Source organism: Cupriavidus malaysiensis (genome assembly GCF_001854325.1).
GTDB lineage: Bacteria > Pseudomonadota > Gammaproteobacteria > Burkholderiales > Burkholderiaceae > Cupriavidus > Cupriavidus malaysiensis.
In genome coordinates, this window is sequence record NZ_CP017754.1 from 1,104,723 (window position 1) to 1,131,186 (window position 26,464).

A 26,464-nucleotide genomic window follows, 5' to 3' on the forward strand; every position below is an offset into this window, starting at 1 on the left:
CGTGGCGCCCGCGCCGGCGGCATCAGCGGCCGCCGCCCTGCAGCGACTGGCGGTCGAAGCCGGCAAGCTGCTTGTAGCGCAGCGCGATGGCTTCCAGCTCGCTGTGCGCGATCACCTGCCCGATCTCGGCGAAGCCGGCGGGCGCGCGCTCCTCGGCCAGCTGCATCACCTGCTCGGGGCCGTTGAGGCGGTTGCGCAGCACGATGCCGGCGGTGCGCGGCAGGCGCTCGGCCTCGTACTCGCGCAGCGCGTAGGCGACATCGGTGCTGCCCGCCAGGCAGTCGACCAGGTGGCGCGCGTCCAGGATGGCCTGGGCGCTGCCGTTCGAGCCGATCGGGTACATCGGGTGCGCGGCGTCGCCCAGCAGGGTGACGCGGCCGAAGGTCCAGCGCGGCAGCGGGTCCTTGTCCACCATGGGGAATTCATAGATGGCCGCGGCGCCGTCGATCAGGGCCGGGATGTCGATCCAGTCCCAGCGCCAGCCGGCGAAGGCCTCGCGGAACACGGACTTGTCGACCTGCTTGTTCCAGTCGCTGCGCGGCGGCGTGTCGTCCACGTGGTCCGGCACGCGCAGTTCCGCGATCCAGTTCACCAGCGAGCGGCCCTGGCGGCGCAGCGGTTCGGAGATCGGGTAGGCGACGAACTTCTGGTCCTGGTGGCCGGCCATGAACATCGAGCGTCCATCCAGGTAGGGCGCGGACTCGGTGACCGCGCGCCACAGCATGCGGCGCGAGAAGCGCGGCAGGTCGCCCTCGGGATAGAAGTGGCGGCGCACCGCCGAGTGGATGCCGTCGGCGCCGACCAGCACATCGGCCTGGGCCAGCACCTCGGCCTGGTCGGCGCGGCGGCGCAGGCGGAAGGTCGCCGCCTCGCCCGGTCCGCGCCGGCGTTCGCCGGTATCGAGCACCGCTTCGAACGCATGTCCGGTGTGCACGCGCGCGGCGCCCAGCCGCTCCACCGCGACGCGGTGCAGCAGCATCTGGAACTCGCCGCGGTGGACCGAGAACTGCGGCCAGTCGTAGCCGGCCGCGCGCCCGCGCGGCTCGTGCCAGATGCGCTGGCCCAGCTTGTTGTAGTAGGACAGGGAAGCGGTCTCGACGGCGATCTCGGCCAGCGCGTCCTGCAGGCCCAGCTCGGCCAGCTCGCGCACGGCGTGCGGCAGCAGGTTGATGCCCACGCCGAGCGGACGCAGGGTCTCGCTGGCTTCCCACACCTCGGCCTCGATGCCGCGGCGATGGCACATCAGCGCCAGCACCAGCCCGCCGATGCCGCCGCCCGCGATGGCGATCTTCATGATGTCTCCCCCTGCCCATGAGCGCACCTGGAACGCAGGACGCGCGGGCTCCGGTTGCTGAAATATTGTTATGCAGTATAACAATCGGAGCCGTGCCCGCAAGGCGTGCGGGCCCTGGGGGAAACCCGCGGGTACGGCGTCAGCCGAGCGCGGCCTTGCCGCCCTTGCCTGTGCCGTCCGCGCCGGCATCGTCCGGCTGGCCGGATTCCAGCGGGAAGACCGCGTCGTAGGCGAGGTTGTAGAAGAAGGCGTAGACCATGTAGAAGATCGCCACCGCGATGTCCATCAGCAGGGCCTGCAGCAGGCTGATGCCCAGGTACCAGGCCACTGCCGGCAGGAACACCACCAGCAGGCCGAGTTCGAACAGGACGGCGTGCAGCACGCGGACCGCCGTCGATTTGCGCAGCTGCCCGGTCAAGCGCAGCATGGCCTTGTCGAACAGCAGGTTGTAGACGTAGTTCCATACCGCGGCGATGGCCGAGGCGACCACGGCCATCAGGCCCATCTGGGGCAGTCCGTAGCCGAACACCCAGCTGGCCAGCGGCGCGAAGATCAGCAGGCCGATCAGCTCGAAGCCGACCGTATGCCGGATCCTGTCCATGGGGGTGCGCATCTTCATGGTCTTGTCCACGCGAAAGCAAAGCGGCCAGTCTATCCGGGCGCAGTGGGAGATCAAGTTAGGTAGTATCCGGAAAACAGATGGATCGGGAATCTGCGTGATGAGTCTTTCACTCGAACAATTGCAGGCCTTTGTCGCTGCGGCCGAATGCGGCTCCTTCTCGGCCGCCGCGCGCCGCCTGGGCAAGGCCCAGTCCGTGGTCAGCACGGCGGTCGCCAATCTCGAGATCGACCTGGGCAATGCCTTGTTCGACCGCAGCGGCCGCTATCCCGTGCCGACCCCGGCCGGTGAACGCCTGCTGGCCGAGGCCAAGGTGATCCTGGAGCGCTGCGAGCATTTCCGTGGTGTGGCCGCGAGCCTGGGCGAGGGGGTCGAGACCCGGCTGGTACTGGCAGTGGACGAGCTCTACCCGGAGGAGACCCTGGGAGTCATGCTGGAGGAGTTCTCGACGCGCTTCCCCGCGGTCGAACTCGAACTGCTGTTCCCGCTGATGGAGGACGTGAGCCGCCTGGTCAGCGAAGGCTGCGCCGACCTGGGCATCATGTGGCGGCAGGAAGTGCTGCCGCCGGCGCTGGCCTTCCATGGCCTGGGCTGGGTGCCGATGCAGATCCTGTGCGCGCCGGACCATGCGCTGGCGGGGCAGCGCGTCGGCTGGGAAGAACTCAAGCGGTACCGCCAGCTGATGGTGGCGACGCGCAGCGACAGCGAGGAGAAGATGCGCCTGCGCGTGGCCGCCGACGTGTGGTGGGTGGAAAGCCAATGGGTCATCGTGGAACTGGTCAAGCGCCGGCTCGGCTGGGCCTTCGTGCCATGGCACGTCGCCGCCAACTCGCCGGCCGCGGCGGCACTGGTGTCGCCCGCGCTCGATTTCGACGAGCAGGACTGGCCGGTGGCGATGGAGCTGGTGTGGCACAAGCAGCGTCCGCTGGGCAAGGCCGCGGCCTGGCTCAAGCAGCGCATCTGCCGCCAGCCGCTGCCCCGTCCCGCCGCGCTGCCGCGCCGCCAGGCGGGATGAGGCGCGCGGCCGTTACCAGACCCGCACCTTGATCTGCAGCGACACGCAGCCGGTGCCCTTCTCCTTGGTGGTCGGCACCACCACCAGGTTGGCGCCGATGCGGCCGAATTCCACGCTCAGCACGGGTACCGCCAGCGGGAACCAGCGGCCATGGTCCACGTCCGGATAGCCGCGTATCGCGCCCACCATCACCCCGAGCCGGAACGGCCCCAGGTGCAGCGGCTGCCAGGCCAGGCCCCCGTAGGTCGACTGGGCGCGCATGCTGTTGCGGTAGGTGCCGGCGACCAGGGTGAAATCCTCGGTGAAACGCCAGGCCGCGCCGAAGCCCCAGTTGAAGGCATTCAGCGTACCCCTGTCCTTGAAGTGGTAGGAGAGGAAGCCAGCGTCCAGCCAGATCTGGCTGTGGAAGGGTTCCTTGGCGGCCTTGGCCGGGGCTGGGGCCGGAGTCTCGGGTTGGGTCTGGGCCGGGGCCTGATCCGGGGGCGGCGCGGTGTCCGCGGCAGCCACCTCACCTGCGGCGGAAGCGTCTGCCGCAGCAACGGAAACGGGTCCGGTGCCCGGTGCGCCCGGTGCTCCGGGTGCGGTCGATGCACTCGACGTGTCTGGTGTGGCCGATGCGTCCGGCGCGCTCGGTGCGTCCGGTGCGGTCGAGGTGGCCGACGCCGCCAGCAGGTCCTCGGCGCGTGCGTTGCTTGCGCCGCTCTCGCCAGCCTCGTTGACCGGGCCCGCCGTATCGGCCGCCCAGGCCGGCGCCGGTGGCAGCGCGACGCACAGGGCCAGGCCGGCCAGGCAGGCACACACGGGTGCGAGGCGATAGGGGATACGCCACGGGCGCGCGCTGGCGCCGTGTCGGGGGGAGCGTTGCATGACGGCTCCTTCAGAAAGCGGATGGTCCGCGGGGACGGCCGGCGGCATGGCCGCGGGCCCCTGGAGCGGGCGTGGTCCGGCTGGCTATGGGAAGGCGCTGGTCATGGCAAGGTCCCCCGGTCGGTCGGCCGGTGCGGGGGTGGCACGTCTGCCGCGTGCCGACCCCGGCAACCGGCATGATGTTGATGGCACAGCCGCGATGCGCGGCTGTGCATGGATGGCATCCGTTGCTGCCTGTGACTGGAGTGTGGTAGACGGGGCGGGGTGTCGCTATCGGCCGGAAGCCTTAAGGCTGGCGTACTAGGCCGAAGCGTCTAGGACGAAGGTGCGGGGCGGGGATGAGCGCTGCGGGGATGCCTGGTGTGCCGGCGGTCAGGCCGCCGGCCTTGGTGGGGGCAGGGCGCTAGTGTCCTGAATCACGAATTCCTGGACTAAGTCAGCCCTGGTTCCGTCGATGGGCCACGCGATGCGCCGTCACGAATGCTCGCAAGGCTCCAGCCTTGCTGCGCTCTGCTCCTGGCCTCGCCCCGATGTCCCGACTTCCAGTATCGAGAAATAACGTCCTGACGCTTCACAACTAGCGACCCAGCCCGATGTCGCGCGCCAACGCATGGTAGCGCGCCACGCGTTCCCGCACATAGGCGGCGAGCGCATCGCCGTGCCGGTCGAAAGGAAAGAGGCCGGCCTGCTCGCGCAGTGCGGCGAAGGCGGGGCTGGCCTGCAGCCGTGCCAGCCGGTCGACCCAGCGGCGGTAGTCGGCCGGCGCCACCTGCGGGCCCATATAGACGCCGCGCGCGATCTCCCAGACGATGTCGTAGCCCTGCTCGCGCGCCGTCGGCACCGCCGCCAGCCGGCCGGGCAGCCTGGCTTCGGACAGCACTGCCAGCAGGCGCACCTGGCCCATGCCGAGCTGGGCCACGGCCTCCGACGCGTCGCCGGAGACCGCCTGCACGAAGCCCGCGCGCAGCGCGGTGAAGGCTTCGCCGCCGCCTTCCACGCCGATGAAGCGGAAGCGCTTGAAGTCGACGCCGGCCGCGCGTGCCACCAGTGCCGCCTTCATCCAGTCCTGGTTGCCGATGGTGCCGCCCGCGGCGAACACCACCCGCGACGGGTCGGCCGCGAGCGCGCGGACCAGGTCGCGCAGCGTGCGGTAGGGCGAGTCGGCGCGCACGGCGATGACGCCATAGTCGGCGCCCAGCGTGCCCACCCAGCGCACGTCGTCGATGCCATAGGTGCCGAACTTGCCTTGCGCCAGCGCCAGCAGCGAGCCGCCGGAGAAGGCCACCAGGGTGTCGGGCTCGGCGGCGCGCTGCGTGATCAGCGTGTTGTAGGCCACCGCGCCGATGCCGCCGGGCAGGTAGCTCACCTGCATGGGCGGCGAGGCCGGCGCCACCAGCGGCAGCGCCGCGCGGGCCAGCTTGCAGGTCAGGTCGAAGCCGCCGCCGGGTTTGGCCGGCACGATGCACTCGGGCGGGGCCACCGCGCCGGCGGCGGGCGTGGCGGTCGGCGCCAGCATGGCGCAGGTGGCGAGCAGGAGGCCGGCGGCGCGGCGCGCCGCGGCGGCGGGACGGTGGGTCATCGTGGTATTCCAGACAGGGCGGGCGGGTGCGGCGCCGGCTGCGGCGCCGGCGCGCGTCGGTGCGAGAATAGCGCCTGTCGGCGGCGCGCGCAGCATCGCGTGCGGCGCGCGCCGCATCGCGGCCGGCACCCGGTGCGGGACACCAGGGCACCAGAAGAACGAGGAGGAGCAGCGGGCATGAGAGTACTGTTGGTCGAGGACCACGATGAACTGGCCACCTGGGTGGCGCAGGCGCTGCGCGCCCTGCATTTCACCGTGGAGCACGCGCCCGATGCCGGCAGCGCCGAGGCGCTGCTGTTCAGCACACACGCCGGCGGCGGCGTCGGCGCCGCCGGGCCCGGCAGCGACTATGCGCTGGTGCTGCTCGACCTGACCCTGCCCGATCGCGATGGCCTCGACCTGCTGGCCGCGCTGCGCCGGCGCGGCTGCCGCGTGCCGGTGATGATCCTGACCGCGCGCGGCGCGGTGGGCGAGCGCGTGCGCGGCCTCGACCTGGGTGCCGACGACTACCTCGCCAAGCCGTTCGACCTGGCCGAGTTCGAAGCGCGCGTGAAGGCGCTGCTGCGCCGCTCGCGCCAGACAGAACTGCCGCAGGTCGCCTGCGGCGGGCTGCGCTTCGACACCGTGGCGCGTACCTTCAGCGTGCACGGCGAGCCGCTGCCGCTGACGCCGCGCGAGCATGCCGTGCTGGAGGTGCTGATGAGCCCGCCGGGGCGCACCGCCAGCAAGGACAAGATCTTCGCCAGCATCTTCACGCTGGCCGAGGATACCCAGCCCGACGTGATCGAGGTCTACGTGCACCGCCTGCGGCGCAAGCTGGAGGGCTCGGGCGCGGCCATCGTGACCCTGCGCGGCCTCGGCTACCTGCTGGAGGCGGCCGGTGCCTGAGCGGGTACCTGAGCGGGTACCTGGGCGGGTACCTGAGCCGGCCGCAGGCGCCGGCGGCGGCGCCCGGCCGCGTCGCGGCACCAGCCTGCGCGCGCGCCTGCTGTGGTGGCTGATCCCGCCCCTGCTGCTGCTGCAGGCTGCCTATGGCGTGGTGGCCTATCGCAAGGCGCTGGCCTCGGCCGACCTGGCCTACGACCGTACCCTGCTGGCCTCCGCGCGCAATATCTCCGAGCGCGTCTCGCTGACGCCAGCCGGCGTGCGCGTCGACGCGCCCTACATCTCGCTCGACACCTTCGAGGTGGGCATGAACGCCACCATGTACTACCGCGTCAGCGGCGTGCACGGCGAATTTGTCTCCGGCTACCGCGACCTGCCGCCCTACGACGACAGCCAGCCGCGCACCGCGCTCTACCCGGCACTGGTCAGCTTCTACGATGCGCAGTACCGCGGCGAGCCGGTGCGGGTGGCCGCACTGCACCAGCCGGTCATGGATGCCACCGGCGCCCATGGCGGCATGGCCCTGATCGAAGTGGCCGAGACGGTCGGCTCGCGCCAGGCACTCACGCGCAAGATCCTGTTCGAGGTGCTGTGGGGCCAGCTGATCCTGACGCTGGCGGCGGTCCTGGTCATCTGGCTGTTCACGCGGCGCGCGCTGGCGCCGCTCGATGCGCTGCGCGATGCCGTGGCCGCCAGCCAGCCCGGCACCACCACGCCGCTGCCGCTGCACGCCGCCCCGCGCGAGGCGTTGCCGCTGGTGCAGGCCCTGAACGGCTATATGGGCCGCCTCGACCAGGCGCTGGCGGCGCAGCGGCGCTTCATCGCCGATGCCGCGCACCAGTTGCGCACGCCGGTGACGGTACTGCGCACGCAGGCCCAGCTCGCCGCGCGCGAGACCGATCCGGCCGAACTGCGCCGCATCGCGCAGAGCCTCGCCGACAGCAGCGCGCGCATGGCCGCGCTGGCCGACCAGCTGCTGTCCAGCGCGCGCGCCGCGCACGGTGCCGCCGCGCCCGCCACGCCGCTCGACCTGACGGCGCTGGCGCGCCAGGTCTGCCTCGAACTGATGCCGGCGGCGCGCGCGCGCGGCATCGACCTCGGCCTGGAAGCCGGGGGTGGGCAGTGGGTGGCGGGCACCGAACTGCTGCACGAGCTGCTGGTCAACCTGGTCGACAACGCCTTGCGCCATGCCGCGCAGGGCGGCACGGTCACGGTGCGCACGCTGGCGGAAGACGATGCTTGCGTGCTCGAAGTGGAGGACGACGGTCCGGGCATCCCCGAGGCCGAGCGCGACGCCGTGCTGGAACCCTTCTACCGCGGCAAGGGCGCCGGCCCCGGCGGCAGCGGACTGGGGTTGACGATCGTGCGGGAGATTGCCACGGCCCACGGCGCGGCGCTGCAGCTGCGGGACGGGGCCGGCGGCAGGGGGTTGCGGGTGCGCGTGGCGTTTTCCCCCGCCGTGGGCGACGGGGTGCCGCGCGGCTGAGGGCGACGGCATGCCTGCCCGCGCCGCATGCTAGCAGCGGGCAGCGGGCAGCGGGCAGCGGGCAGCGGGCAGCGGGCGCGGCCCCAGTGCCGCCTCGTTATTCCTTGGTCGTTGCCTGTGCCGTGCCCTGCGCCGCGGGCTGATCCGCGCGGGCCAGCGGCGTCCACGCCGGTGTGGCGGCAGCCGGCGCGGCGCCGGCTGGGAGGGCTCCGCCCGCCCCGGCGGGCGCGGCGCCTTCCACGTGCCAGCCGCCGCCCAGCGCGCGCATCAGCACCACGCTGGAGGTGAGCTGGCGCCCGTAGATGGTCAGCGCCGTCACCTCGGCGTTGTAGGCCGTGGTCTGCGCGGTCAGGACGTCGAGCAGCGCGGCGGTGCCGGCGCGATAGCGGTTGTTGACCAGCGACAGCGCCTCGCGCGCCGAGCGCAGGGCGTCGTTCTGCACCGTCGCCTCCTGTGACAGCAGGCGCGTCGCGGCGAGGTTGTCCTCGACTTCCTGGAAGGCGGCCAGCACGGCCTGGCGGTAGTTGGCCACCGACTGGTCGTAGGCGGCCACCGCCTGGGCCTTGGCCGCGCTGCGCAGGCCGCCGTCGAACAGCGTGCCGGCCAGTGCCGGGCCGAGCGACCAGACGCGGTCGGGCAGCGACAGCCAGCGCGCCAGCGTGGCCGCCGACAGGCCGCCCGAGGCTGACAGCGTCAGGGTGGGATAGAAGGCGGCCTGCGCCACGCCGATCTGCGCGTTGGCGGCGGCCATCTGGCGCTCGGCGGCGCCGATGTCGGGGCGGCGCTCGAGCAGGGCGGACGGCAGCGCCAGCGGCACATGCGGCACCCGCGCGGTGAAGTCGCGCGGGGGCAGCGAGAACGAGGCGGGCGGCTTGCCGGTCAGCATGGCGATGGCATGCTCGTACTGCGCACGCGTGATCTGGATGTCGATCTGCTGGGCCTGGGCGCTCTTGAGCTGGGTTTGGGACTGCAGCACGTCGGAGCGCTGGGCGGTGCCGGCCGCATACTGGTTCTGCACGAGCTGCAGCGAGCGCGCGTAGTCGGCCACGGTGTGGTCGAGCAGCGCCTTCTGCTGGTCGGTGATGCGCAGCAGGAAGTAGGTCTGCGCCAGCGTGGCCTGGGTCGACAGCAGGGTCGAGGCCAGCGTCGAGGCGCTCGCCTGCGCGCTGGCTTCGCTGCTCTCCACCTGGCGCCGCACCTTGCCCCACAGGTCGGGCTCCCAGCTCGCCGTCAGCGCGGCGCTCTGGCTGTTGGCGATGCGCGTCGCGTTGCCGCTGATGCCGCCGTTGCCGCTGCTGCTGCGGCTGGCGTTGGCGGAGGCGCCCACGGTGGGGAAGTAGCCCGCGCGCGACGATTGCAGCAAGGCCTGCGCCTGGCGGTACTGTGCCTCGGCCGCCTTGATGTTCTGGTTGGAGATCTGCACCTGCGCCATCAGCCGGTCGAGGTCGGAGTCGCCGAAGATGGACCACCAGCGGCCGCGCTCGCTGGCATCCTGCGGGTCGGCCGGCTTCCACTCACCCCATTGCGACGTGTCCGCCGCCGCCGCCGCGCTGCCGGCGCCGCCGGCCTCCTTGAAGGCGGGGGCGATCGGCGCGTCGGGCCGGTGATAGTCGGGACCGACCGCGCAGCCGGCCAGGAACAGGGCGCAGGCCAGGGCCAGCGGGGCGTGGCGTCGGAAGGGGCGGAGGGAGGCGTTCATGTATCGCATTCAGGATTCGAGTCCGGCGGGACGCGCGCCGGGGCCGGCACGGCGGCGGCGCCAGGCCAGCACCTTGAGGCGCAGGCGGTCGAGCGTCAGGTAGACGACCGGCGTGGTGTACAGCGTCAGCAGCTGGCTCATCACCAGGCCACCGACGATGGAGATGCCGAGCGGCGCGCGCAGCTCGGCACCGTCGCCGTGGCCCAGCGCCAGCGGCACCGCGCCCAGCAGCGCGGCCATGGTGGTCATCAGGATGGGGCGGAAGCGCAGCAGGCAGGCACGGTAGATCGCCTCCTGCGGCGACAGGCCTTCGCGGCGCTCGGCGTCGATGGCGAAGTCGATCATCATGATCGCGTTCTTCTTGACAATGCCGATCAGCAGGATCACGCCGATCAGCGCGATGATGGTGAAGTCCGTGCCCGTGGCCAGCAGCGCCAGCAGCGCGCCGACCCCGGCCGACGGCAGCGTCGACAGGATGGTCAGCGGGTGCACGTAGCTCTCGTACAGCATGCCGAGCACGATGTAGATCGTGATCAGCGCCGCCAGGATCAGCAGCGGCTGGCTGCTGAGCGAGTCCTGGAAGGCGCGTGCGCTGCCCTGGAAGCTGGCGCGCAGCGTCTCCGGCGCGCCGATGCGCGCCATCGCCTGCTGCACCGCCTCGGTGGCCTGCGACAGCGAGAAGCCCTCGGCCAGGTTGAACGAGATGGTGGAGGCGGCGAACTGGCCCTGGTGGTTGACACCCAGCGGGGTGCTGGTCGGCAGCACCCGCGCGAAGGCCGCCAGCGGCACGCGCTTGCCGCCGCCCGTGACCACGTAGACGTCCTTGAGCGCCTGCGGGCTCTGCAGGTACTCCTGGCTCAGCTCCATCACCACCCGGTACTGGTTCAGCGGGTTGTAGATGGTGGCCACCTGGCGCTGGCCGAAGGCGTCGTTGAGGACGGCATCGACCTGCTGCGTGGTGACGCCCAGCTTGGAGGCGGTGTCGCGGTCGATGATGACCGAGGTCTGCAGGCCCTTGTCGTTGGTGTCGGTGTCGACGTCCTCGATGCCCTTGATATTGGAGAGCGCCGCGCGCACCTTGGGCTCCCAGTCGCGCAGCATCTGCAGGTCGTCAGACTGCAGGGTGAACTGGTACTGCGAGCTGCTCTGGCGCCCGCCGATGCGGATGTCCTGCACCGACTGCAGGAACAGGCTGGCGCCCGGCTCCTTGGCCAGCTTGCCGCGCAGCCGCGCGATCACCTGGTCGGCGCTTTCCTTGCGCTCGGACAAGGGCTTGAGCGTGACGAACATCTGCCCGGTGTTGCGCTGCGAGCCGCCGGTGAAGCCGGTCACGTTGACCACCGCCGGATCGGACTGGACGATGTGGATGAAGTTGTCCAGCTTGATGCGCATGGCCTGGAACGAGGTGGCCTGGTCGGCGCGGATGAAGCCGATCAGGCGCCCGGTGTCCTGCTGCGGGAAGAAGCCCTTGGGCACCGCGGTGTAGAGATAGACGTTCAATCCCACCGTGGCCAGCAGGATCAGCCACACCAGCTTGCTGTGGCGCAGCGCGAGGTCCAGGGAGCGGGCATAGCCTCTGTGCATCCAGTCGAAGGCCCGCTCGCTGGCCTGGAAGAAGCGGCCCTGCTTCTCCGGCTCGGCGCTCTTGAGCAGGCGCGCGCACATCATCGGCGTGGTCGTCAGCGAGATCACCAGCGAGACCAGGATGGCCACCGACAGCGTGATGGCGAATTCCTGGAACAGGCGGCCGACGATGCCGCCCATCATCAGCAGCGGGATGAACACGGCGATCAGCGACAGGCTCATCGACAGCACGGTGAAGCCGACCTCGCGCGCGCCGCGCAGCGCGGCGGCCATCGGCTTCATGCCCGCCTCGATGTGGCGCGAGATGTTCTCCAGCACCACGATGGCATCGTCCACCACGAAGCCGGTGGCGATGGTCAGGGCCATCAGCGACAGGTTGTTCAGGCTGAAGCCGGCCAGGTACATCACGGTGAAGGTGCCGATCAGCGAGACCGGCACCGCCACGCTGGGGATCAGCGTGGCGCGCACATTGCGCAGGAACAGGAAGACCACCATGACGACCAGCGCCACCGAGATCATCAGCGTGTGCTCGACCTCGCGCAGCGAGGCACGGATGGTGGGGGTGCGGTCCATCATCACGTCCATCTGGATGGCCGCGGGGATCATCTTCTGCAGCTGCGGCAGCACGGCGGTGACGCGGTCGACCGTCTCGATGATGTTGGCGCCCGGCGAGCGGTTGAGCACCAGCAGCACCGAGGGCTTGCCATTGGCCGAGCCAGCGTTGCGGATGTCCTCCACCGAGTCGACGATGGTCGCCACGTCGGACAGCCGCACCGGCACCGAGAAGGATCTGGGGCCCTTGCCCGCGGCGTTGCCGCCGGTGGCCCCGCTGCTGATGGTGCTGGTGCCGCTGCTGGTGGTGATGGTGGTGATGGTGACGCCGTTGATCGTCTTGGTGCTGACGCCGCCGCCTGCGGTGGCGTTGGCGGTGCTGGCGATCAGCGCGCCGGCCGAGGTCGACGAGTAGGTGCCCGGCGTGGCGTAGCGGATGATCAGCGGTGCGTACTCGGCCGCCGTGCGGGCCTGGTCGTTGGCGTAGACCTGCCAGTTCCTGGCGGCGCTCTCGACCGTGCCGAGCGGGCGGTTGGCGTTGGTGGCGCTGATGGTGTTGCGCACGTCTTCCAGCGCGATGCCGTACTTGTTCAGCGCGTGCGGGTTCAGCTCCACGCGCACCGCCGGCAGCGAGGCGCCGCCCACCGTGACCTGGCCGACGCCCTCGATCTGTGACAGCTTCTGCGCCAGGATGGTGGACGCGGCGTCGTAGAGCTGCCCCCGCGTCATGGTCGGCGAGGTCAGGCCGATGATCATGATCGGCGCGTCGGCCGGATTGACCTTGCGGTAGGTCGGGTTGCTCGGCAGGCTGGTGGGCAGCGTGCCGCGCGCGGCATTGATGGCGGCCTGCACGTCGCGCGCGGCACCGTCGATGTCGCGCGACAGGTCGAACTGCAGCGTCACGCGGGTCGAGCCGAGCGAGCTCGACGAGGTGATCTCGTTGACGCCGGCGATGGCGCCGAGCGCGCGCTCCAGCGGCGTGGCCACGGTCGCGGCCATGGTTTCGGGGCTGGCGCCCGGCAGCGAGGCCGATACCGAGATGGTGGGGAAGTCCACCTGCGGCAGCGGCGACACCGGCAGCATGCGCAGCGCCGCCAGGCCCGCCAGCAGGATGCCCAGCGTCAGCAGCGCCGTGGCGACCGGGCGGCGGATGAACGGAGCGGACAGGTTCATCGCGGCTCCGCCGGTTCGGGCACGCCGCCGCCCCAGCCACCGTCACCCTCGTCGTCCGGGTTGCCCGGATCGCCGATGTGGCGGCGGCGCCAGGCCGCAAGGCGCGCGGCGATGCGGTCGAAGGCCAGGTAGATGACCGGCGTGGTGAACAGCGTCAGCACCTGGCTGACCAGCAGGCCGCCCACCATGGTGATGCCCAGCGGCCGGCGCAGCTCCGAGCCGATGCCGGTGCCCAGCATCAGCGGCACCGCCGCCAGCAGCGCCGCCATGGTCGTCATCAGGATGGGGCGGAAGCGCAGCAGGCAGGCCTGGAAGATGGCATCGCGCGGCTTCATGCCGCCTTCGCGCTCGGCTTCGAGCGCGAAGTCGATCATCATGATGGCGTTCTTCTTGACGATGCCGATCAGCAGGATGATGCCGATGATGGCGATGATGCCGAGGTCCTGGCCCGACACCAGCAGCGCCAGCAGCGCGCCGACCCCGGCCGAGGGCAGCGTCGACAGGATGGTGACCGGGTGGATGGTGCTTTCGTACAGCACGCCGAGCACGATGTACATGGTCACCACCGCCGCCAGGATCAGCCACAGCGTGTTCGACAGCGAGGCGCGGAAAGCCAGCGCGGCGCCCTGGAAGTCGGTCTGCATCGAGATCGGCAGGCCGATCTCCTGCTCCACCTTGCTGATCTTGTCCACTGCCGCGCCCAGCGAGGCGCCCGGCGCGAGGTTGAACGAGATGGTGGAGGAGGGGAACTGGCCCTGGTGGTTGATCGCCAGCGGGCCGGTGCGTTCGCTGATGCGCGCCACCGAGCCGAGCGGCACTTGGCCGCCCGAGGAGGAGGGCAGGCGCAGCTCGGACAGCGATTGCGGGCCGGTGCGGAACTCGGGCATGGTCTCCAGCACCACGCGGTACTGGTTGGACTGCGTGAAGATGGTGGACACCAGGCGCTGGCCGTAGGCGCTGTACAGCGCGCTGTCGATCACCGCGGTGGTGATGCCGAAGCGCGCGGCGGCGTCGCGGTCGATCTCCACGTAGGCGCGCATGCCGTTGTTCTGCAGGTCGCTGGCGACATCGCGCATCTCCGGCTCCTGCTTGAGCCGCTCGACCAGCCGCGGCACCCAGGTGGCCAGGTTGGCGGGGTCGGGATCCTGCACCGTGAACTGGTACTGCGTGCGCGCCACGCGGTCCTCGATGGTCAGGTCCTGCACCGGCTGCAGGTATAGCGAGATGCCGCCCAGCTTCTCGACCGAGGCCTGCAGGCGGCGCGCGATGTCCTCGATGCTGTCGCTGCGCTGGTCCTTGGGCTTCAGGTTGATCAGCATGCGGCCGGCATTCAGCGTGGCGTTGGTGCCGTCCACGCCGATGAAGGACGACAGGCTCTCCACTGCCGGGTCCTGCAGCACCACCTTGGCCACTGCTTCCTGCTTCTGCGCCATGGCCGGGAACGAGGTGCTCTGCGAAGCTTCGGTGATGGCCTGGATCACGCCGGTGTCCTGCACCGGGAAGAAGCCCTTGGGCACCGCCAGGTACAGCAGCACGGTCAGCACGAGGGTGCCGATGGCCACCAGCAGCGTGCTCTTCTGGCGGTCCAGCACCCACTCGAGCGCGCGGCCGTAGCTGGCGATCACGTCGTCGAAGAAGCGGCCGGTGGCGCGGTGGAAGCGCGACAGCTCTTCTTCCGGCACGTGGTACAGCAGGCGCGCGCACATCATCGGCGTCAACGTCAGCGATACCACCGCCGAGATCAGGATCGACACCGCCAGCGTGATGGCGAATTCGCGGAACAGGCGGCCGACCACGTCGCCCATGAACAGCAGCGGGATCAGCACGGCCACCAGCGAGAAGGTCAGCGAGATGATGGTGAAGCCGATCTGCCTGGAGCCCTTGAGGGCCGCCGCCATCGGTTTCTCGCCCTCCTCGATGTAGCGCATGATGTTCTCGATCATCACGATCGCATCGTCCACCACGAAGCCGGTGGCGATGGTCAGCGCCATCAGTGTCAGGTTATTGATCGAGAAGCCGGCCAGGTACATCACGCCGAAGGTGCCGACCAGCGACAGCGGCACGGCCACGCCCGGGATGATGGTGGCCGGCACGTTGCGCAGGAAGACGAAGATCACCATCACCACCAGCGCCACCGCCAGCAGCAGTTCGAATTCCACGTCGCGCACCGAGGCGCGGATGGTGGTGGTGCGGTCGGTCAGCAGTTGCACGTGCACCGCCGCCGGCAGGGACTTCTGCAGCTGCGGCAGCAGCGTCTTGATGCGGTCCACCACCTCGATGACGTTGGCGCCGGGCTGGCGCTGGATGTTCATGATGATGGCAGGCTTGTCGTTGGACCAGGCCGCCAGGCGGGTATTCTCGGCGCCGTCGACGATGTTGGCGACGTCGGTGATGCGGATCGGCGCGCCGTTCTGGTAGCCGACGATGATCTGCTTGTATTCGTCGGCCGACTTGAGCTGGTCGTTGGCGTCGATGGTGGAGGCCCGCGCAGGGCCGTCGAAGCTGCCCTTGGAGCCGTTGACGTTGGCGCTGCCGATGGCCGTGCGCAGGTCGTCGATCGACATGCCGAGCGAGGCCAGCGCGGTCGGGTTGGCCTGCACGCGCACCGCCGGGCGCTGGCCGCCGCTGAGCGTGACCAGGCCGACGCCCTGCACCTGCGAGATCTTCTGCGCCACGCGCGTGTCGACCATGTCCTGCAGCTTGGGCAGCGGCAGGGTGTCGGAGGTGATGCCCAGCGTCAGGATCGGCGCGTCGGCCGGGTTGACCTTGCTGTAGACCGGCGGCATCGGCAGGTCGGCCGGCAGCAGGTTGCCGCCGGCGTTGATGGCCGCCTGCACCTCCTGCTCGGCCACGTCGAGCGACAGCGTCAGCTCGAACTGCAGCGTGATCACCGAGGCGCCGCCCGAGGAGGTCGACGACATCTGCTTGAGGCCCGGCATCTGGCCGAACTGGCGCTCCAGCGGGGCCGTGATCGACGAGGTCATCACGTCGGGGCTGGCACCGGGGTAGAGCGTGGTGACCTGGATGGTCGGGTAGTCCACCTCGGGCAGCGCCGACAGCGGCAGCAGCTTGAAGGCCACCAGGCCGGACAGCAGGATGGCGAGCATCAGCAGCGCGGTGGCCACCGGTCGCTCGATGAACAGGCGTGACGGGTTCATGCGCGGTCCTTACTGTCGGGCCGGCGCCGCGCCGCCGTGCGGGGCGGCGGCCGCGGCGGATGCACCGGAGGCCCCGTCGCCGCCGCGGCGGCGGCGCTCGGCACCGCCCGTACCAGCCGCCGCGCCCGCGCTGGCATCGCCCGCGCTGGCACCGCCTGCGCTGGCGCCGCTGGCGCCCTCGCGGCGATGGCGCCGCCCGCGCGGCTGGCTGGCCGGCACCAGCTCGGCGGCGCGCGCCGCCGGGTCGACCGTCTCCACCGTCATGCCGTCCTTGAGCCGGTCGGCGCCGTCGACCACCACGCGCTGGCCCGGCTGCAGGCCCTTGGAGACCGAGACGTGATTGTCGTCGCCCGGGCCCAGCGTGACCGGCTGCGACTTGACCTGGCTGTTGCCGTCCACCACGTAGACGAAGGTGCCCTGCTGGCCGCGCTGCACGGCGGCCACCGGGATCACGGTAGCGTCTTGCAAGGTGTCGACGCGCGTGCGCACGTTGACGAACTGGTTGGGGAACAGCATGCCGTCGGCATTGGGGAAGATGGCCTTGAGCTTGACCGTGCCGGTGGTGGTGTCGATCTGGTTGTCGGTGGTCAGCAGTTCGCCCTCGGCCAGCTTGTTGCGGGCCTGGCGGTCGAAGGCCACCACCGGCAGCTTCTCGCCGGCGTTCAGGCGCCGCAGCACGGTCGGCAGGTTGTCCTCTGGAATGGTGTAGAGCACGGCGATCGGCGCGACCTGGGTGATCAGCGCGATGCCGTTGGTGTCGCTGGGGCTGACGATATTGCCGGGATCGACCTGGCGCAGGCCGATGCGGCCCGATACCGGCGCCAGGATGCGCGTGTAGCCGAGTTGCAGGCGGGCACTGTCCACATTGCCCTGGTCGGTCTTGACCGTGCCCTCGTACTGGCGCACCAGCGCGTCCTGGGTGTCGGCCTGCTGCTTGGAGACCGAATCCTGGGCCAGCAGGGTGCGGTAGCGCTGCTGGTCCAGGCGCGCGTTGTCGAGCAGCGCGCGGTCGCGCGCCAGCGTGCCCACGGCCTGGTCGAGCGTGGCCTGGAAGGGGCGCGGGTCGATCTCGGCCAGCACGTCGCCGGCCTTGACCATCTGTCCTTCCTTGAACAGGACGCGCAGCATCGGGCCCGAGACCTGGACATGGACGGTCACGTTGGCCACCGGTGTGACGTTGCCGAGGCCGTTCAGCACCACCGGCATGTCGCGCTGCAGCACGCGGCTGACCACCACCGGAGAGCGCGGCATACCGCCCGGGCCCCCCGGGCCGCCGGGACCACCGCGGCCGCCCGGCGCGCCGCGCCCCGCCGGGGCCGAGGCGCCGGCGGCGGCATCGGCGCTCTGGCCGGCACGGTGCTTGGCCCAGTACCAGCCGCCTGCCGCCAGCGCGGCCAGCACCACGACGGCGATCAGCTTGCGGCGGGGCGAGCGCGCGCGCTGCCCGGTGGCTGCCGGAGGCGGATTGAGCGACGGGTCTTGTTCAGGTTGAGCCATGTCTGGGATCCAGGGGGCGACGCGCTGCGCGCATCGGCACGGGTTCGAAGAAGGAGGAAGCGGCAGTATGCCGTAACGCAATGGCAGACCGGCCGGACGGACGGTCCGGCCCATGGGGTCTGCGCGCATGTGCCGCATCGACGCTTCGCGGTTGGGGTCGGAAGGGGCCGGGTGTCAGGCGCGGCTGGGCGGCATCGGATATAGCGCTAGCATAATGTGCGGACCCGGGCGCATGTATTTCGAACTCTGAGGCAAATATTACAGACGATTACGCGCAGCCCGGGGGTGTAATGTGCGGAAACAAAAGCAACATCCCGTGCCGAGCAGTCTGATTATCATGTGCCTATGCGAGCCACCCAGCCTACCCAGATCCTGGTCGTCGACGACGATCCCGAACTGCGCGACCTGCTGCGCGAATACCTGAGCCAGCAAGGATTCGCCGTATCCGTGCTGCACGATGGAGACGGGCTTGCGGCCCGGCTCGAGCGCGAGCGGCCCGCGCTGATCGTGCTCGACCTGATGATGCCGAAGACCGACGGCCTCACCGCGCTGCGCAACCTGCGCGCCAAGAACGACGACATCCCGGTGATCCTGCTGACCGCGCGCAGCGACGAGATCGATCGCATCGTAGGGCTGGAGATCGGTGCCGACGATTATCTCGGCAAGCCGTTCTCCCCGCGCGAACTGCTGGCCCGCATCAACGCGGTGCTGCGCCGCAAGCTGCCGCGGCCCGCGGCGGCGCCGGAGGACCGCGAATCGATCGGCTTCGGCCCCTTCCGCGTCAATTTCCGCCAGCGCTCGCTGGCGCGCGGCAGCGAGGACGTGGCGATCAGCGACACCGAGTTCGCGCTGTTGAAGCTGCTGCTGATGCATCCGCTCGAAGTGATGTCGCGTGAACGCATCGTCGAGTCGATGTACGGCACCGCCAGCGGCATCAGCGACCGTGGCATCGACGTGCAGATCTGGCGGCTGCGCCGCCTGCTCGACGAGGATGCCCAGCGCCCGCGCTATATCCAGACGGTGCGCGGGCGCGGCTATACCTTTGTTCCGGACGAGGCCGATCCCGGCACGCAATGAAGTTACGCATCGACACGCTTTTCGGCCGCATGGCGCTGCTGATCGCCGCCGTGCTGGTGATCAGCCATTTCTCCTGGCTGGCCATCCTGCGCATGGATCGGCGCCAGCAGCAGGTGGACTATTCGGTCGAACAGATGCTGTTCCAGCTCAACAGCATCGAGCACGCCCTGGACGCCAGGCCGCCGCTGCCGCTGCCCAGCCTGGTCGAGGTGGCCGGCTCGGCCAGCGCGGCCGAGCATGCCACCGCCCCCAAGGGCGGGCGCTCGCGCCGGCTGGTCGAACAGTTCTCGCGCCGCCTGCCGGCCGGAACCCAGTTGCGCGTCGAGGAGGAGAGCACGCCGCGCCTGTGGATCAAGCTGCCGACACGGCACGAGTGGATCGCCATGCCGATGCTGTGGGTGGTCAATCCGCCGCCCGACAACCGGCTGGTGCCGGGTGTGATCCTGGTGGTGGGCGTGGCCATGGTGTTCGCCCTGCTGGTCGCCTGGCAGATCCAGCGGCCGGTGCGCGACATGGCCGGGGCCGCCGAGCGCCTGGCGCGCCAGCAGGGCGGGGTCCAGCCGCTGCGCGAGCGCGGGCCGCACGAACTGCGCCAGCTGATCCAGCGCTTCAACCAGATGGTGTCCGACCTGGCGCGCATCGACCAGGAGCGCAATACCATGCTGGCGGGCATCGCCCATGACCTCAAGACGCCGCTGGCGCGCCTGCGCCTGCGCGCGGAAATGCTGTCCGATCCGAAGGCGGCGGCCGGCGTCACGCGTGACGTGGAGTCGATGTCGGCCATCGTCGAACAATTTCTCACCTTCGCGCAGAGCGGCGAGCCGGCGGCGCGCCCGGTGCCGGTGGACAAGCGCATGACCGAGCTGGCCGCCTCGCTGTCCGAGCAGGACCGCCCGGTGGAACTGGCACTGGCGGCCGGCGAAGGCTTCCGCCTGATCGCCACCCAGCTCGACCGCATCGTCGGCAACCTCGTCGACAACGCCTATGCCTACGGCCTGCCGCCAGTGCGCATCGCCACCCAGCGGCAGGCCGACGGCTGGCACCTGATCGTCGAAGACAGCGGGCCGGGCATCCCGACCGACGCCGTCGAGCGCGTCACCCTGCCTTTCGTGCGCCTCGATCCCGCGCGCGGCGGCAATGCCCACTCGGGGCTGGGCCTCGCCATCGTCGACCGGCTGGTGCGGCAATCCGGCGGCAAGCTGGCCTTACGCAACCGGCCCGAAGGCGGGCTGATGGTGGAGATGGTGTTTCCGTTCGCGCCGGTGGCGCAGGCGGCCTGAGGCGTAGGGGAGGGGGCTGGCTGGGGCTGGCCGCCAGCGGCTTCGACCGGCGCAGTGAGGTTTCTCTCGCGTAGGTTCGCGCCCCTCTCCCGCAAGCGGGAGAGGGGCCGGGGGAGAGGGCAGGCGCCCGCAATCCGCCGGCGCCTTCCCCCCCGATCACTGCGCCTTCTTCTTCTCCCCGATGCGGCTTTCCTTGCCCGCCAGCAGCTTGGCGATGTTCTGCCGGTGCCGCACGATCAGCAGCACGGCGATCAGCAGCACGGCGCCGGCCGTGACGTCGGTGCCGAACATCAGCACATAGAAGAAGGGCGCGAACACCGCCGCGATCAGCGCGGCCAGCGAGGAGTAGCGGAAGAAGAAGGCGATCAGCAGCCAGGTCGCCAGCGTGCCAGCGCCCAGCAGCGGATGGATGGCGAACAGGATGCCGGCCGCGGTGGCCACGCCCTTGCCGCCGGCGAAACGGAAGAAGACGGGGAACAGGTGGCCGAGGAACACCGCGCCCGCGACCAGCGCGACGCCGGTCTCGTCGACGCCGTAGGCGGGGCCGAACTTCTGCGCCAGCCAGACCGCGACCCAGCCCTTGAGGGCGTCGCCCAGCAGCGTCAGCACGGCGGCCTTCTTGCTGCCCGAGCGCAGCACATTGGTGGCGCCGGGATTGCCGGAGCCGTAGGTATGCGGGTCCGGCAGGCCCATCGCCTTGCTGACGACGACGGCAAAGGAAATCGAACCGATCAGGTAGGCGGCGAGGGCGAAGAGCAGGTTGGCCATGTGGGGAGTCTGTGCTGAAGCTGGGCGCGATTGTAGCGCGGCGGGAAGCACGGCAAGGCCGGCGCGGTCTTGGTGACTTCCCTTAGCCGCGTTTCAGCCGCGCTCCAACCGCGCTCCAACCGCGCTCCAACCGCGTTTCCTCCGGGCGAAACGGGGGTGCTGCGGCCGGCCGTGCTCAGCCGTCCAGCAGCGCGCACTGCACAGGCGTCGCGCCCAGCAGGCCGGTCAGCGCGGCCGGGGCCAGGCTGACCAGGTAGCCGCGCTTGCCGCCGTTGATGTAGATGCGTTCGAGCTCGAGCACGCTGGCTTCCACGTAGACCGGCATGCGCTTGCGCGTGCCGAAGGGCGAGGTGCCGCCCACCAGGTAGCCGCTGTGGCGCTGCGCCACCTCGGGCTTGCATGGCTGCACGCTCTTGCAGCCGATCTGCCGCGCCAGGTTCTTGGTGGAGACCGAGCAGTCGCCGTGCATCAGCACCACCAGCGGCTGCGCGCGCTCGTCCTCCATGATCAGGGTTTTGACCACATCGTGCTCGGGTACGCCGAGCTGGCGCGCGGACTCGCCGGTGCCGCCGTGGTCGACGTAGTCGTAGACGTGCTCGCCGAAGGCGATGCGGTGCTGGCGCAGCATCTGCGTGGCCGGCGTTTCGGAAACGTGCTTGTTCTTGCTCATGGTGCGGTGGGCTGCCCGATCGCGAGAAGGATACACGAGGCGGGCCCGGTGCTCGCGGCCGGTGCTCGCGGCCGGCGATCGTCGGCCGCCCGCCGCCTCAGTCCTCGGCGACGAAGCCGGTGGCCTCGACGATGGGCTTCCAGGCGGCGCGCTCCGCCTTGATGCGGCGCTGTGCTTCGCTGCCCGGCTTGGCATCCACCTCCAGGCCCAGGGCTTCCAGCTTGGCGGCCGTGGTGGCGTTGCCGGACGCCGCCACGAACATCTTGCCGACGCTGGCGACCACCTCCGGCGGCGTGCCGGCCGGAAGGAAGGCGCCGTACCAGCTGGTGGCGAACTCGAACTGGTCGAAGCCCTGCTCCTTCAGCGTGGGCACCTCGGGCAAGGCCTTGGCGCGCCGCGTGCCGCTGACGCCGAGGAACTGCAGCTTGCCGCCCTTGTACAGCTGCATCATGCTCGCCACCGCGTCCCAGCCGATGGAGACATTGCCGCCCACCACGTCGACCAGCATCGGCGAGGCACCGCGGTAGGCCACCGGCGTGATCTGCGTCCCGGTCGCCGTGCCGAGCGCCACCGCGCCCAGGTGGCCGGCGCTGCCGATGGTCGCCAGGCCAAGGCTGGCCTTGGACGGGTTCTGCCTGGCCCAGGCCAGGTATTCCTTCATGTTCCGGTACGGCTGGTGCACGCCGGCGGCGACCACGGTCGGCACCTCGGTAAGCAGGGCGGCCGGCACCAGGTCCTTGTCCGCGTCGTAGGAGAGCTTGCGGTAGGTCAGCGGGAAGATGGTGAACAGCGGCGAGGGGCCGATGAAGACCGTCTTGCCGTCCGGCCTGGCGCGCTTGACGTAGTCCAGCGCCAGCCGCGCCGAGGCGCCGGGGCGGTTCTCGACGATGACCGTGCCGTGGCCGTCCTGGCGCAGTTGCTCGGCATAGATGCGGGCCAGGCTGTCGGCGGCGCCGCCCGGCGCATAGCCGACGATGATGCGCATGGGCGTGTCATCCTCGGCCGCGGCCGGGCGCGGCAGGGTGGCGACGGCGGCCGCGCAGGCGGACAGGGCCACGGCGTGGAGCAGGAATCGGCGACGGATGGGGCGACGGATGGCGGTCTTCATGATGGAGGCGGGGGCGGGCGCTGTGCGGTTGGGCGGAAAGGAGAGGGTGCGGCGGCAGCAGCGTTCAGCCGGGCCAGCGCGCCAGCAGGTCGTGGGTCGATTCGAACAGGGCGGCGGCGCGCAGCAGCATCGCGTCCTGGCGGAAGCGGCCGACCAGCTGCAGGCCGACCGGCAGGCCGTCGTCGCCGAAGCCGCAGGGCAGGCTGATGGCGGGGTGGCCGGTCATGTTGAAGGGCATGGTCCAGGGGAACCAGTGCGCGCGCACGTTCTCCAGCGACTGCCCGTCGATATCGATGGTGCCGAACAGGTCCTGGTCGAGCGGCAGCGCGGTGCGCGTCAGCGTGGGCATGGCCAGCAGGTCGGCGCGCTGCAGCAGGGCCTGCACGCGCAGGAACAGGGCCGAGCGCTCGAACATGGCCTGCTGGTATTGCACGCCGCTGAAGGCCGCCGCCGATTCGATCTGACGCTTGAAGGTGTCGCTGAGCTGGTCGCCGTGGGCCGCCACGATGGGGGCGAAGCGCGTACGCCAGACCGTGTGGTTGATGGCGCGCCAGATCGGCTCGACATCGAAGCCCTCACCGGAGAACGGCTCCAGCTCGGCGCCGAGCGTCTCCAGGCGGTGCAGGCTGGCCTCGAAGGCGCGTGCCACATCGGCCGCCACCGGGCGTCCGGGCGGCGCCAGGCAGTACAGCACGCGGCGGCCGCGCAGGTCGCCGCGCGCCTGCGCGGCCTCGAGATAGTCGGGCTTGGGCACGCCGATCGACCAGGGATCGCACTCGTGCTCGCCAGCCATGACCTGCATCATCAGGCCGGTGTCGGCCACGGTGCGGGTGGTCGGCGTGACATAGGTCTGGTTGCCGAACAGGTCCTGGGCCTGGCTGTGCGGGATCACGCCCTGGCTTTGCTTGATGCCGACCACGCCGTTGCAGGCGGCCGGGATGCGCGTCGAGCCGCCGCCGTCGGTGGCGACCGCCAGCGGCGCGATGCCGCTCGCCACCGCCACCGCGGCACCGCCGCTGGAGCCGCCGCAGGTGCGCGCGGCGCTCCAGGCGTTGCGGGTGCGGCCGAACAGCGGCGAATCGGTCAGGCACTTGGAGCCGAACTCGGGCGTGGTGGTCTTGCCGATCAGGATGGCGCCCTGCGCGCGCAGGCGCGCCACCGAGACCGCGTCCTGCGCCGGCACATTGTGCTGGTGAGGCAGCGCGCCGAAGGTGGTGCGCACCCCCTGCGTGTTGACGATGTCCTTGACGGTGAAGGGAATGCCGTGCAGCAGCCCCGTCGCCCGGCCCGCCATCTGCGCCTGCTCGGCGGCGCGCGCGGCGCCCATGGCCTGCTCGGCGCACAAGGTGATGAAGCAGTTCAGTTCGGGCTGGAGCCGGGCGGCTCGCGCCAGCACGGCTTCGGTCAGCTCCACCGGCGACAGCTCGCGGCGCGCGATGCGCTCGCGCAGCACGGTGGCGGGCAAGAGGCAGGGATCCTCGTGCATCGAGGCAGTCTCCGACGGCGAGGGCGTCCGGCCGGGCGGCTCGCTGGGCACCGCGCTCCCGCCATCCCCTCTTGTTTGTGTATCGCATTTCTGTATTCTGGATCCAGAATACAGGATTCCGACCTATAGTAGACGCGCGGGCGGCCCTTGTAAACTGCGCGGATCGGCGTCGCCCGCCCGGTCCTGTCCGGTGCCGGATCGCCGGCGCGGACACAGTGGCACGGCGCAATGGCGCAATGGCAGCAGGGGCACGGCGACAGAGACAAGAAGACTAGGCGAGGGGGAAGATGGACGAAACGTTCGCGTGGCAGAACCGGGTGCGTCTGGTGGAGGAGGTGGCGCAGGTCCTGCGGGAGCGTATCTACCGGGGCGACTATCCGCCCGGCAAGCCACTGCGGCAGGTGGAGATCTCGGCAGACCTGAAGATCAGCCGCACGCCGCTGCGCGAGGCGCTGCGGCTGCTGGAGCGCGAAGGCCTGGTCAGCGCCGAGACGGCGCGCGGCGTCAACGTCGTCAACGCCGACTTCAAGCAGCTGATGGATGCCTACGCCCTGCGCGAGATGGTGGACGGGCTGGCCGCCCGGCTCGCCGCGCAGCGCCTTGGTGAGCGTGCCGGCGCTGCCCTGCGCGCCATCGTCGCGCGCCAGCGCGAGGCCCTGGCGCCGTGGCAGCCGCAGGTGTACACCGCGGCCAATGTGGACTTCCACGCCACCATCATCGAGCTGGCCGACAATGCCTACCTGTCACGTCAGCTGCCGATCGTCCATATGACCTCGCAGGTGTTCGCGCCGCGCGTGCTGTTCGAGGCAGACCGCGCGCGCACGGCGATCGACGAGCACCTGCGCATCGTCGAGTCGATCGAGCAGGGCGACGGCGAGGCGGCCGAGGCACTGGCGCGCGCGCACATCCGCAATTCGATGGCGCGCCTGCGCGCCCTGGGTGCCGGCGGCGAGGACTGGGTCCATCCATCCAAGAACCAGGACTAACCGCGCGGGTGATGGTGGCGGTGCAGTTCGCGCAGCCGCTCGCGCGCGACGTGGGTATAGATCTGCGTGGTGGAGATGTCGGCGTGGCCCAGCAGCAGCTGTACCACGCGCAGGTCGGCGCCATGGTTCAGCAGGTGGGTGGCGAAGGCATGGCGCAGCGTGTGCGGCGACAGCGGCGCATGGATGCCGGCCTCGCGCGCATGGCGCTTGATCAGGTGCCAGAAGGCCTGGCGTGTCATGCCCTCGCCGCGCTGCGTGACGAACAGCGCGTCGCAGGCGCGCCCGGCCAGCAGCGCCGGCCGGGCTTCGGCCAGGTAGCGGCGCAGCCAGTCGCCGGCCTGCAGGCCGAAGGGCACCAGGCGTTCCTTGCCGCCCTTGCCGCCCACCACGCGCGCCACGCCCTCGTTCAGGCCGATCTCCACCGTGCGCATCTGCGTCAGCTCGGACACGCGCAGGCCGCTGGCGTACATCAGCTCCAGCATGGTGCGGTCGCGCAGGCCGAGCGGCGCGGCGGTGTCGGGCGCGTCCAGCAGCGCCTCGACCTGGGCCTCGCTGAGCGTCTTGGGGAAGCGCGGCGGCTGCTTGGCCGGGCGCAGCAGCAGGCAGGGATCGGCCGCGATCAGGTGTTCGCGCAGGGCCCAGCGGAAGAAGCGCTTGAACACCGTCAGCCGCCGGTTGGCCGACGATGCCAGCGTGTCGTGGTGGCGCGCGGCGAAATAGGCCCCCAGCGCCGTATCGTCGACGCCGGTCAGTTCGCCGCCGCCGCTATGGCGCAGCCAGCGCGCCAGCAGGGTCAGGTCGCGGCGGTAGGCATCGATGGTATTGCGCGACAGCCCGTCCTCGAGCCACAGCGCGTCGCAGAAGCGCTCGATCAGCGCGGTGTCGGCGGGGGCCGGCTCCGCCGCGGCCAGCGCCTCGCCCAGGTCCTGCGGATGGTTCATAGCAGCAGCACGCCTTCGTGGCGCAGCAGCCAGTGCTTGACGTCCAGCAGGTAGCCCGAGCTGTGGTGGGCGAAGCCGCCCAGCCCCTGCTGGCTGACCACGCGATGGCAGGGAATCACCAGCGGCAGCGGGTTGTCGCCGCAGGCCTGGCCAACCGCGCGCGGCATGCTGTCGAGCTGTCGGGCGATCGTGCCGTAGGTGGTGGTGGCGCCGCGCGGCACCGCGCGGATGGCCTCCCACACACGCTGGCGGAAACCGGTGCCGGCCAGGGCCAGCGGCAGGTCGAAGGGGGCGTCGGGGTCGGCGTAGTAGGCCTCGAGCTGCGCGGCCAGCCGGCACACCAGCGCGTCCGCGCTCGCCTTGACGGGCGTATCCGGCGGCAGGTAGGCGATCTCGCGGATGCCGGCGGCGTCCGCGCGCACGCCCACCCTGCCGAAGGGGGCCGGCAGGATGGCGTCGAAGCGGGCAGGAATCAGGGATGGCATGCGGGCATTCTAGTCCACTGCATCAGGTGAAGGGCAGCCCCGCTCGACAGCGCCCCGGGCCGCATGCAGCGCCGCAAGGGCTCGCCATCGCCGTGCCATGGCGGCGCTTTGCACCTGGCCTGCGACCTGCACTGCCGCGCGGGTACGTTCTTGGGGGGCGCTTTCGCTCTCCCTGACGCAATGGACCAGAGCGTTCCGCGCTGCCGGCGAACGCCAATGAAAAAAGCCCCCGGCCAAGGGGGCTTCAAAAGGGCC

20 protein-coding genes are annotated in these 26,464 nt (G+C 70.7%); 6 read left to right on the forward strand and 14 right to left on the reverse strand.

Features of this window, described 5'->3' with window-relative positions:
- Window positions 1-22: 22 nt before the first annotated feature.
- Window positions 23-1,294, reverse strand: a complete 1,272-nt coding sequence (locus BKK80_RS04830) for a flavin-dependent oxidoreductase (RefSeq protein WP_071011245.1) — start codon at window positions 1,292-1,294, stop codon at window positions 23-25.
- A gap of 139 nt (window positions 1,295-1,433) precedes the next feature.
- Entirely contained in the window at window positions 1,434-1,907 is a 474-nt protein-coding gene (locus BKK80_RS04835; protein WP_071016090.1) for a PACE efflux transporter, read from the reverse strand.
- A gap of 106 nt (window positions 1,908-2,013) precedes the next feature.
- Here BKK80_RS04835 and BKK80_RS04840 point away from each other — a divergent pair, with 106 nt between their 5' ends.
- Complete coding sequence (locus BKK80_RS04840) at window positions 2,014-2,928, forward strand: LysR family transcriptional regulator (RefSeq protein ID WP_071011246.1); 915 nt, start codon at window positions 2,014-2,016, stop codon at window positions 2,926-2,928.
- A gap of 12 nt (window positions 2,929-2,940) precedes the next feature.
- Here BKK80_RS04840 and BKK80_RS36225 read toward each other — a convergent pair whose 3' ends face one another.
- Window positions 2,941-3,795, reverse strand: coding sequence for a hypothetical protein (locus tag BKK80_RS36225; protein WP_157903157.1), 855 nt, complete (start codon window positions 3,793-3,795; stop codon window positions 2,941-2,943).
- A 577-nt stretch (window positions 3,796-4,372) separates the two neighbouring features.
- A complete protein-coding gene (locus tag BKK80_RS04850; protein ID WP_071068654.1) occupies window positions 4,373-5,374 on the reverse strand; it encodes a tripartite tricarboxylate transporter substrate binding protein in 1,002 nt (333 codons plus the stop codon).
- Window positions 5,375-5,551: 177 nt separating this feature from the next.
- Between BKK80_RS04850 and BKK80_RS04855 the strand changes: the two genes are divergently transcribed.
- The gene (locus tag BKK80_RS04855) at window positions 5,552-6,262 is read left to right on the forward strand and encodes a response regulator (RefSeq protein WP_071037460.1); all 711 of its coding nucleotides are present in this window, start codon (window positions 5,552-5,554) and stop codon (window positions 6,260-6,262) included.
- Complete coding sequence (locus BKK80_RS04860) at window positions 6,255-7,745, forward strand: sensor histidine kinase (RefSeq protein ID WP_084545478.1); 1,491 nt, start codon at window positions 6,255-6,257, stop codon at window positions 7,743-7,745. The genes BKK80_RS04855 and BKK80_RS04860 overlap by 8 nt, the downstream gene beginning before the upstream one ends.
- A gap of 97 nt (window positions 7,746-7,842) precedes the next feature.
- On the opposite strand, the gene BKK80_RS04865 is transcribed toward BKK80_RS04860, so the two are convergent.
- The 4 genes from BKK80_RS04865 to BKK80_RS04880 are packed head-to-tail and all read right to left on the reverse strand — an operon-like array spanning window position 7,843 to window position 17,408.
- Window positions 7,843-9,444: an efflux transporter outer membrane subunit gene (locus BKK80_RS04865; RefSeq protein ID WP_418235881.1), complete on the reverse strand. Its 1,602-nt coding sequence runs from the start codon at window positions 9,442-9,444 to the stop codon at window positions 7,843-7,845.
- A gap of 9 nt (window positions 9,445-9,453) precedes the next feature.
- Window positions 9,454-12,753, reverse strand: coding sequence for an efflux RND transporter permease subunit (locus BKK80_RS04870; protein WP_071068655.1), 3,300 nt, complete (start codon window positions 12,751-12,753; stop codon window positions 9,454-9,456).
- The gene (locus tag BKK80_RS04875) at window positions 12,750-15,911 is read right to left on the reverse strand and encodes an MdtB/MuxB family multidrug efflux RND transporter permease subunit (protein WP_071037459.1); all 3,162 of its coding nucleotides are present in this window, start codon (window positions 15,909-15,911) and stop codon (window positions 12,750-12,752) included. The genes BKK80_RS04870 and BKK80_RS04875 overlap by 4 nt, the downstream gene beginning before the upstream one ends.
- A gap of 9 nt (window positions 15,912-15,920) precedes the next feature.
- A complete protein-coding gene (locus BKK80_RS04880) occupies window positions 15,921-17,408 on the reverse strand; it encodes an MdtA/MuxA family multidrug efflux RND transporter periplasmic adaptor subunit (protein ID WP_071068656.1) in 1,488 nt (495 codons plus the stop codon).
- A 345-nt stretch (window positions 17,409-17,753) separates the two neighbouring features.
- Here BKK80_RS04880 and BKK80_RS04885 point away from each other — a divergent pair, with 345 nt between their 5' ends.
- Window positions 17,754-18,485: a response regulator gene (locus BKK80_RS04885; RefSeq protein WP_071011256.1), complete on the forward strand. Its 732-nt coding sequence runs from the start codon at window positions 17,754-17,756 to the stop codon at window positions 18,483-18,485.
- Window positions 18,482-19,765, forward strand: coding sequence for an ATP-binding protein (locus BKK80_RS04890; RefSeq protein ID WP_071011258.1), 1,284 nt, complete (start codon window positions 18,482-18,484; stop codon window positions 19,763-19,765). Before BKK80_RS04885 ends, BKK80_RS04890 begins: the two co-directional genes overlap by 4 nt.
- 156 nt (window positions 19,766-19,921) lie before the next feature.
- Here the strand turns inward: BKK80_RS04890 and plsY are convergent, their stop codons facing one another.
- From plsY to BKK80_RS04910, 4 genes are all read right to left on the reverse strand, one after another.
- Entirely contained in the window at window positions 19,922-20,533 is a 612-nt protein-coding gene (plsY, locus tag BKK80_RS04895; RefSeq protein WP_071011260.1) for a glycerol-3-phosphate 1-O-acyltransferase PlsY, read from the reverse strand.
- A gap of 175 nt (window positions 20,534-20,708) precedes the next feature.
- On the reverse strand, window positions 20,709-21,203 hold the full coding sequence (locus BKK80_RS04900; RefSeq protein WP_071011261.1) for an aminoacyl-tRNA deacylase: 495 nt from the start codon (window positions 21,201-21,203) through the stop codon (window positions 20,709-20,711).
- A 97-nt stretch (window positions 21,204-21,300) separates the two neighbouring features.
- Complete coding sequence (locus tag BKK80_RS04905; RefSeq protein ID WP_084545480.1) at window positions 21,301-22,311, reverse strand: Bug family tripartite tricarboxylate transporter substrate binding protein; 1,011 nt, start codon at window positions 22,309-22,311, stop codon at window positions 21,301-21,303.
- Between the two features lie 64 nt (window positions 22,312-22,375).
- Window positions 22,376-23,797: an amidase gene (locus BKK80_RS04910; RefSeq protein ID WP_071068657.1), complete on the reverse strand. Its 1,422-nt coding sequence runs from the start codon at window positions 23,795-23,797 to the stop codon at window positions 22,376-22,378.
- A 287-nt stretch (window positions 23,798-24,084) separates the two neighbouring features.
- Here BKK80_RS04910 and BKK80_RS04915 point away from each other — a divergent pair, with 287 nt between their 5' ends.
- A complete protein-coding gene (locus BKK80_RS04915; protein ID WP_071011264.1) occupies window positions 24,085-24,783 on the forward strand; it encodes a GntR family transcriptional regulator in 699 nt (232 codons plus the stop codon).
- Here the strand turns inward: BKK80_RS04915 and xerD are convergent.
- Window positions 24,780-25,724, reverse strand: a complete 945-nt coding sequence (gene xerD, locus BKK80_RS04920; RefSeq protein ID WP_071011266.1) for a site-specific tyrosine recombinase XerD — start codon at window positions 25,722-25,724, stop codon at window positions 24,780-24,782. The genes BKK80_RS04915 and xerD overlap by 4 nt on opposite strands.
- Window positions 25,721-26,197, reverse strand: coding sequence for a methylated-DNA--[protein]-cysteine S-methyltransferase (locus BKK80_RS04925; RefSeq protein WP_071016096.1), 477 nt, complete (start codon window positions 26,195-26,197; stop codon window positions 25,721-25,723). The genes xerD and BKK80_RS04925 overlap by 4 nt, the downstream gene beginning before the upstream one ends.
- Window positions 26,198-26,464: the final 267 nt, after the last annotated feature.

What these genes read in the sequence shown, in the direction of transcription:
- BKK80_RS04865 (WP_418235881.1), bottom strand. Translation starts at nt 9,444, where the DNA reads ATGAACGCCTCCCTCCGCCCCTTCCGACGCCACGCCCCGCTGGCCCTG.
- BKK80_RS04900 (WP_071011261.1), bottom strand. Translation starts at nt 21,203, where the DNA reads ATGAGCAAGAACAAGCACGTTTCCGAAACGCCGGCCACGCAGATGCTG.
- BKK80_RS04835 (WP_071016090.1), bottom strand. Translation starts at nt 1,907, where the DNA reads ATGCGCACCCCCATGGACAGGATCCGGCATACGGTCGGCTTCGAGCTG.
- plsY (WP_071011260.1), bottom strand. Translation starts at nt 20,533, where the DNA reads ATGGCCAACCTGCTCTTCGCCCTCGCCGCCTACCTGATCGGTTCGATT.
- BKK80_RS04885 (WP_071011256.1), top strand. Translation starts at nt 17,754, where the DNA reads ATGCGAGCCACCCAGCCTACCCAGATCCTGGTCGTCGACGACGATCCC.
- BKK80_RS04850 (WP_071068654.1), bottom strand. Translation starts at nt 5,374, where the DNA reads ATGACCCACCGTCCCGCCGCCGCGGCGCGCCGCGCCGCCGGCCTCCTG.
- BKK80_RS36225 (WP_157903157.1), bottom strand. Translation starts at nt 3,795, where the DNA reads ATGCAACGCTCCCCCCGACACGGCGCCAGCGCGCGCCCGTGGCGTATC.
- BKK80_RS04840 (WP_071011246.1), top strand. Translation starts at nt 2,014, where the DNA reads ATGAGTCTTTCACTCGAACAATTGCAGGCCTTTGTCGCTGCGGCCGAA.
- BKK80_RS04890 (WP_071011258.1), top strand. Translation starts at nt 18,482, where the DNA reads ATGAAGTTACGCATCGACACGCTTTTCGGCCGCATGGCGCTGCTGATC.
- BKK80_RS04915 (WP_071011264.1), top strand. Translation starts at nt 24,085, where the DNA reads ATGGACGAAACGTTCGCGTGGCAGAACCGGGTGCGTCTGGTGGAGGAG.
- xerD (WP_071011266.1), bottom strand. Translation starts at nt 25,724, where the DNA reads ATGAACCATCCGCAGGACCTGGGCGAGGCGCTGGCCGCGGCGGAGCCG.
- BKK80_RS04910 (WP_071068657.1), bottom strand. Translation starts at nt 23,797, where the DNA reads ATGCACGAGGATCCCTGCCTCTTGCCCGCCACCGTGCTGCGCGAGCGC.
- BKK80_RS04855 (WP_071037460.1), top strand. Translation starts at nt 5,552, where the DNA reads ATGAGAGTACTGTTGGTCGAGGACCACGATGAACTGGCCACCTGGGTG.
- BKK80_RS04870 (WP_071068655.1), bottom strand. Translation starts at nt 12,753, where the DNA reads ATGAACCTGTCCGCTCCGTTCATCCGCCGCCCGGTCGCCACGGCGCTG.
- BKK80_RS04875 (WP_071037459.1), bottom strand. Translation starts at nt 15,911, where the DNA reads ATGAACCCGTCACGCCTGTTCATCGAGCGACCGGTGGCCACCGCGCTG.
- BKK80_RS04830 (WP_071011245.1), bottom strand. Translation starts at nt 1,294, where the DNA reads ATGAAGATCGCCATCGCGGGCGGCGGCATCGGCGGGCTGGTGCTGGCG.
- BKK80_RS04905 (WP_084545480.1), bottom strand. Translation starts at nt 22,311, where the DNA reads ATGAAGACCGCCATCCGTCGCCCCATCCGTCGCCGATTCCTGCTCCAC.
- BKK80_RS04880 (WP_071068656.1), bottom strand. Translation starts at nt 17,408, where the DNA reads ATGGCTCAACCTGAACAAGACCCGTCGCTCAATCCGCCTCCGGCAGCC.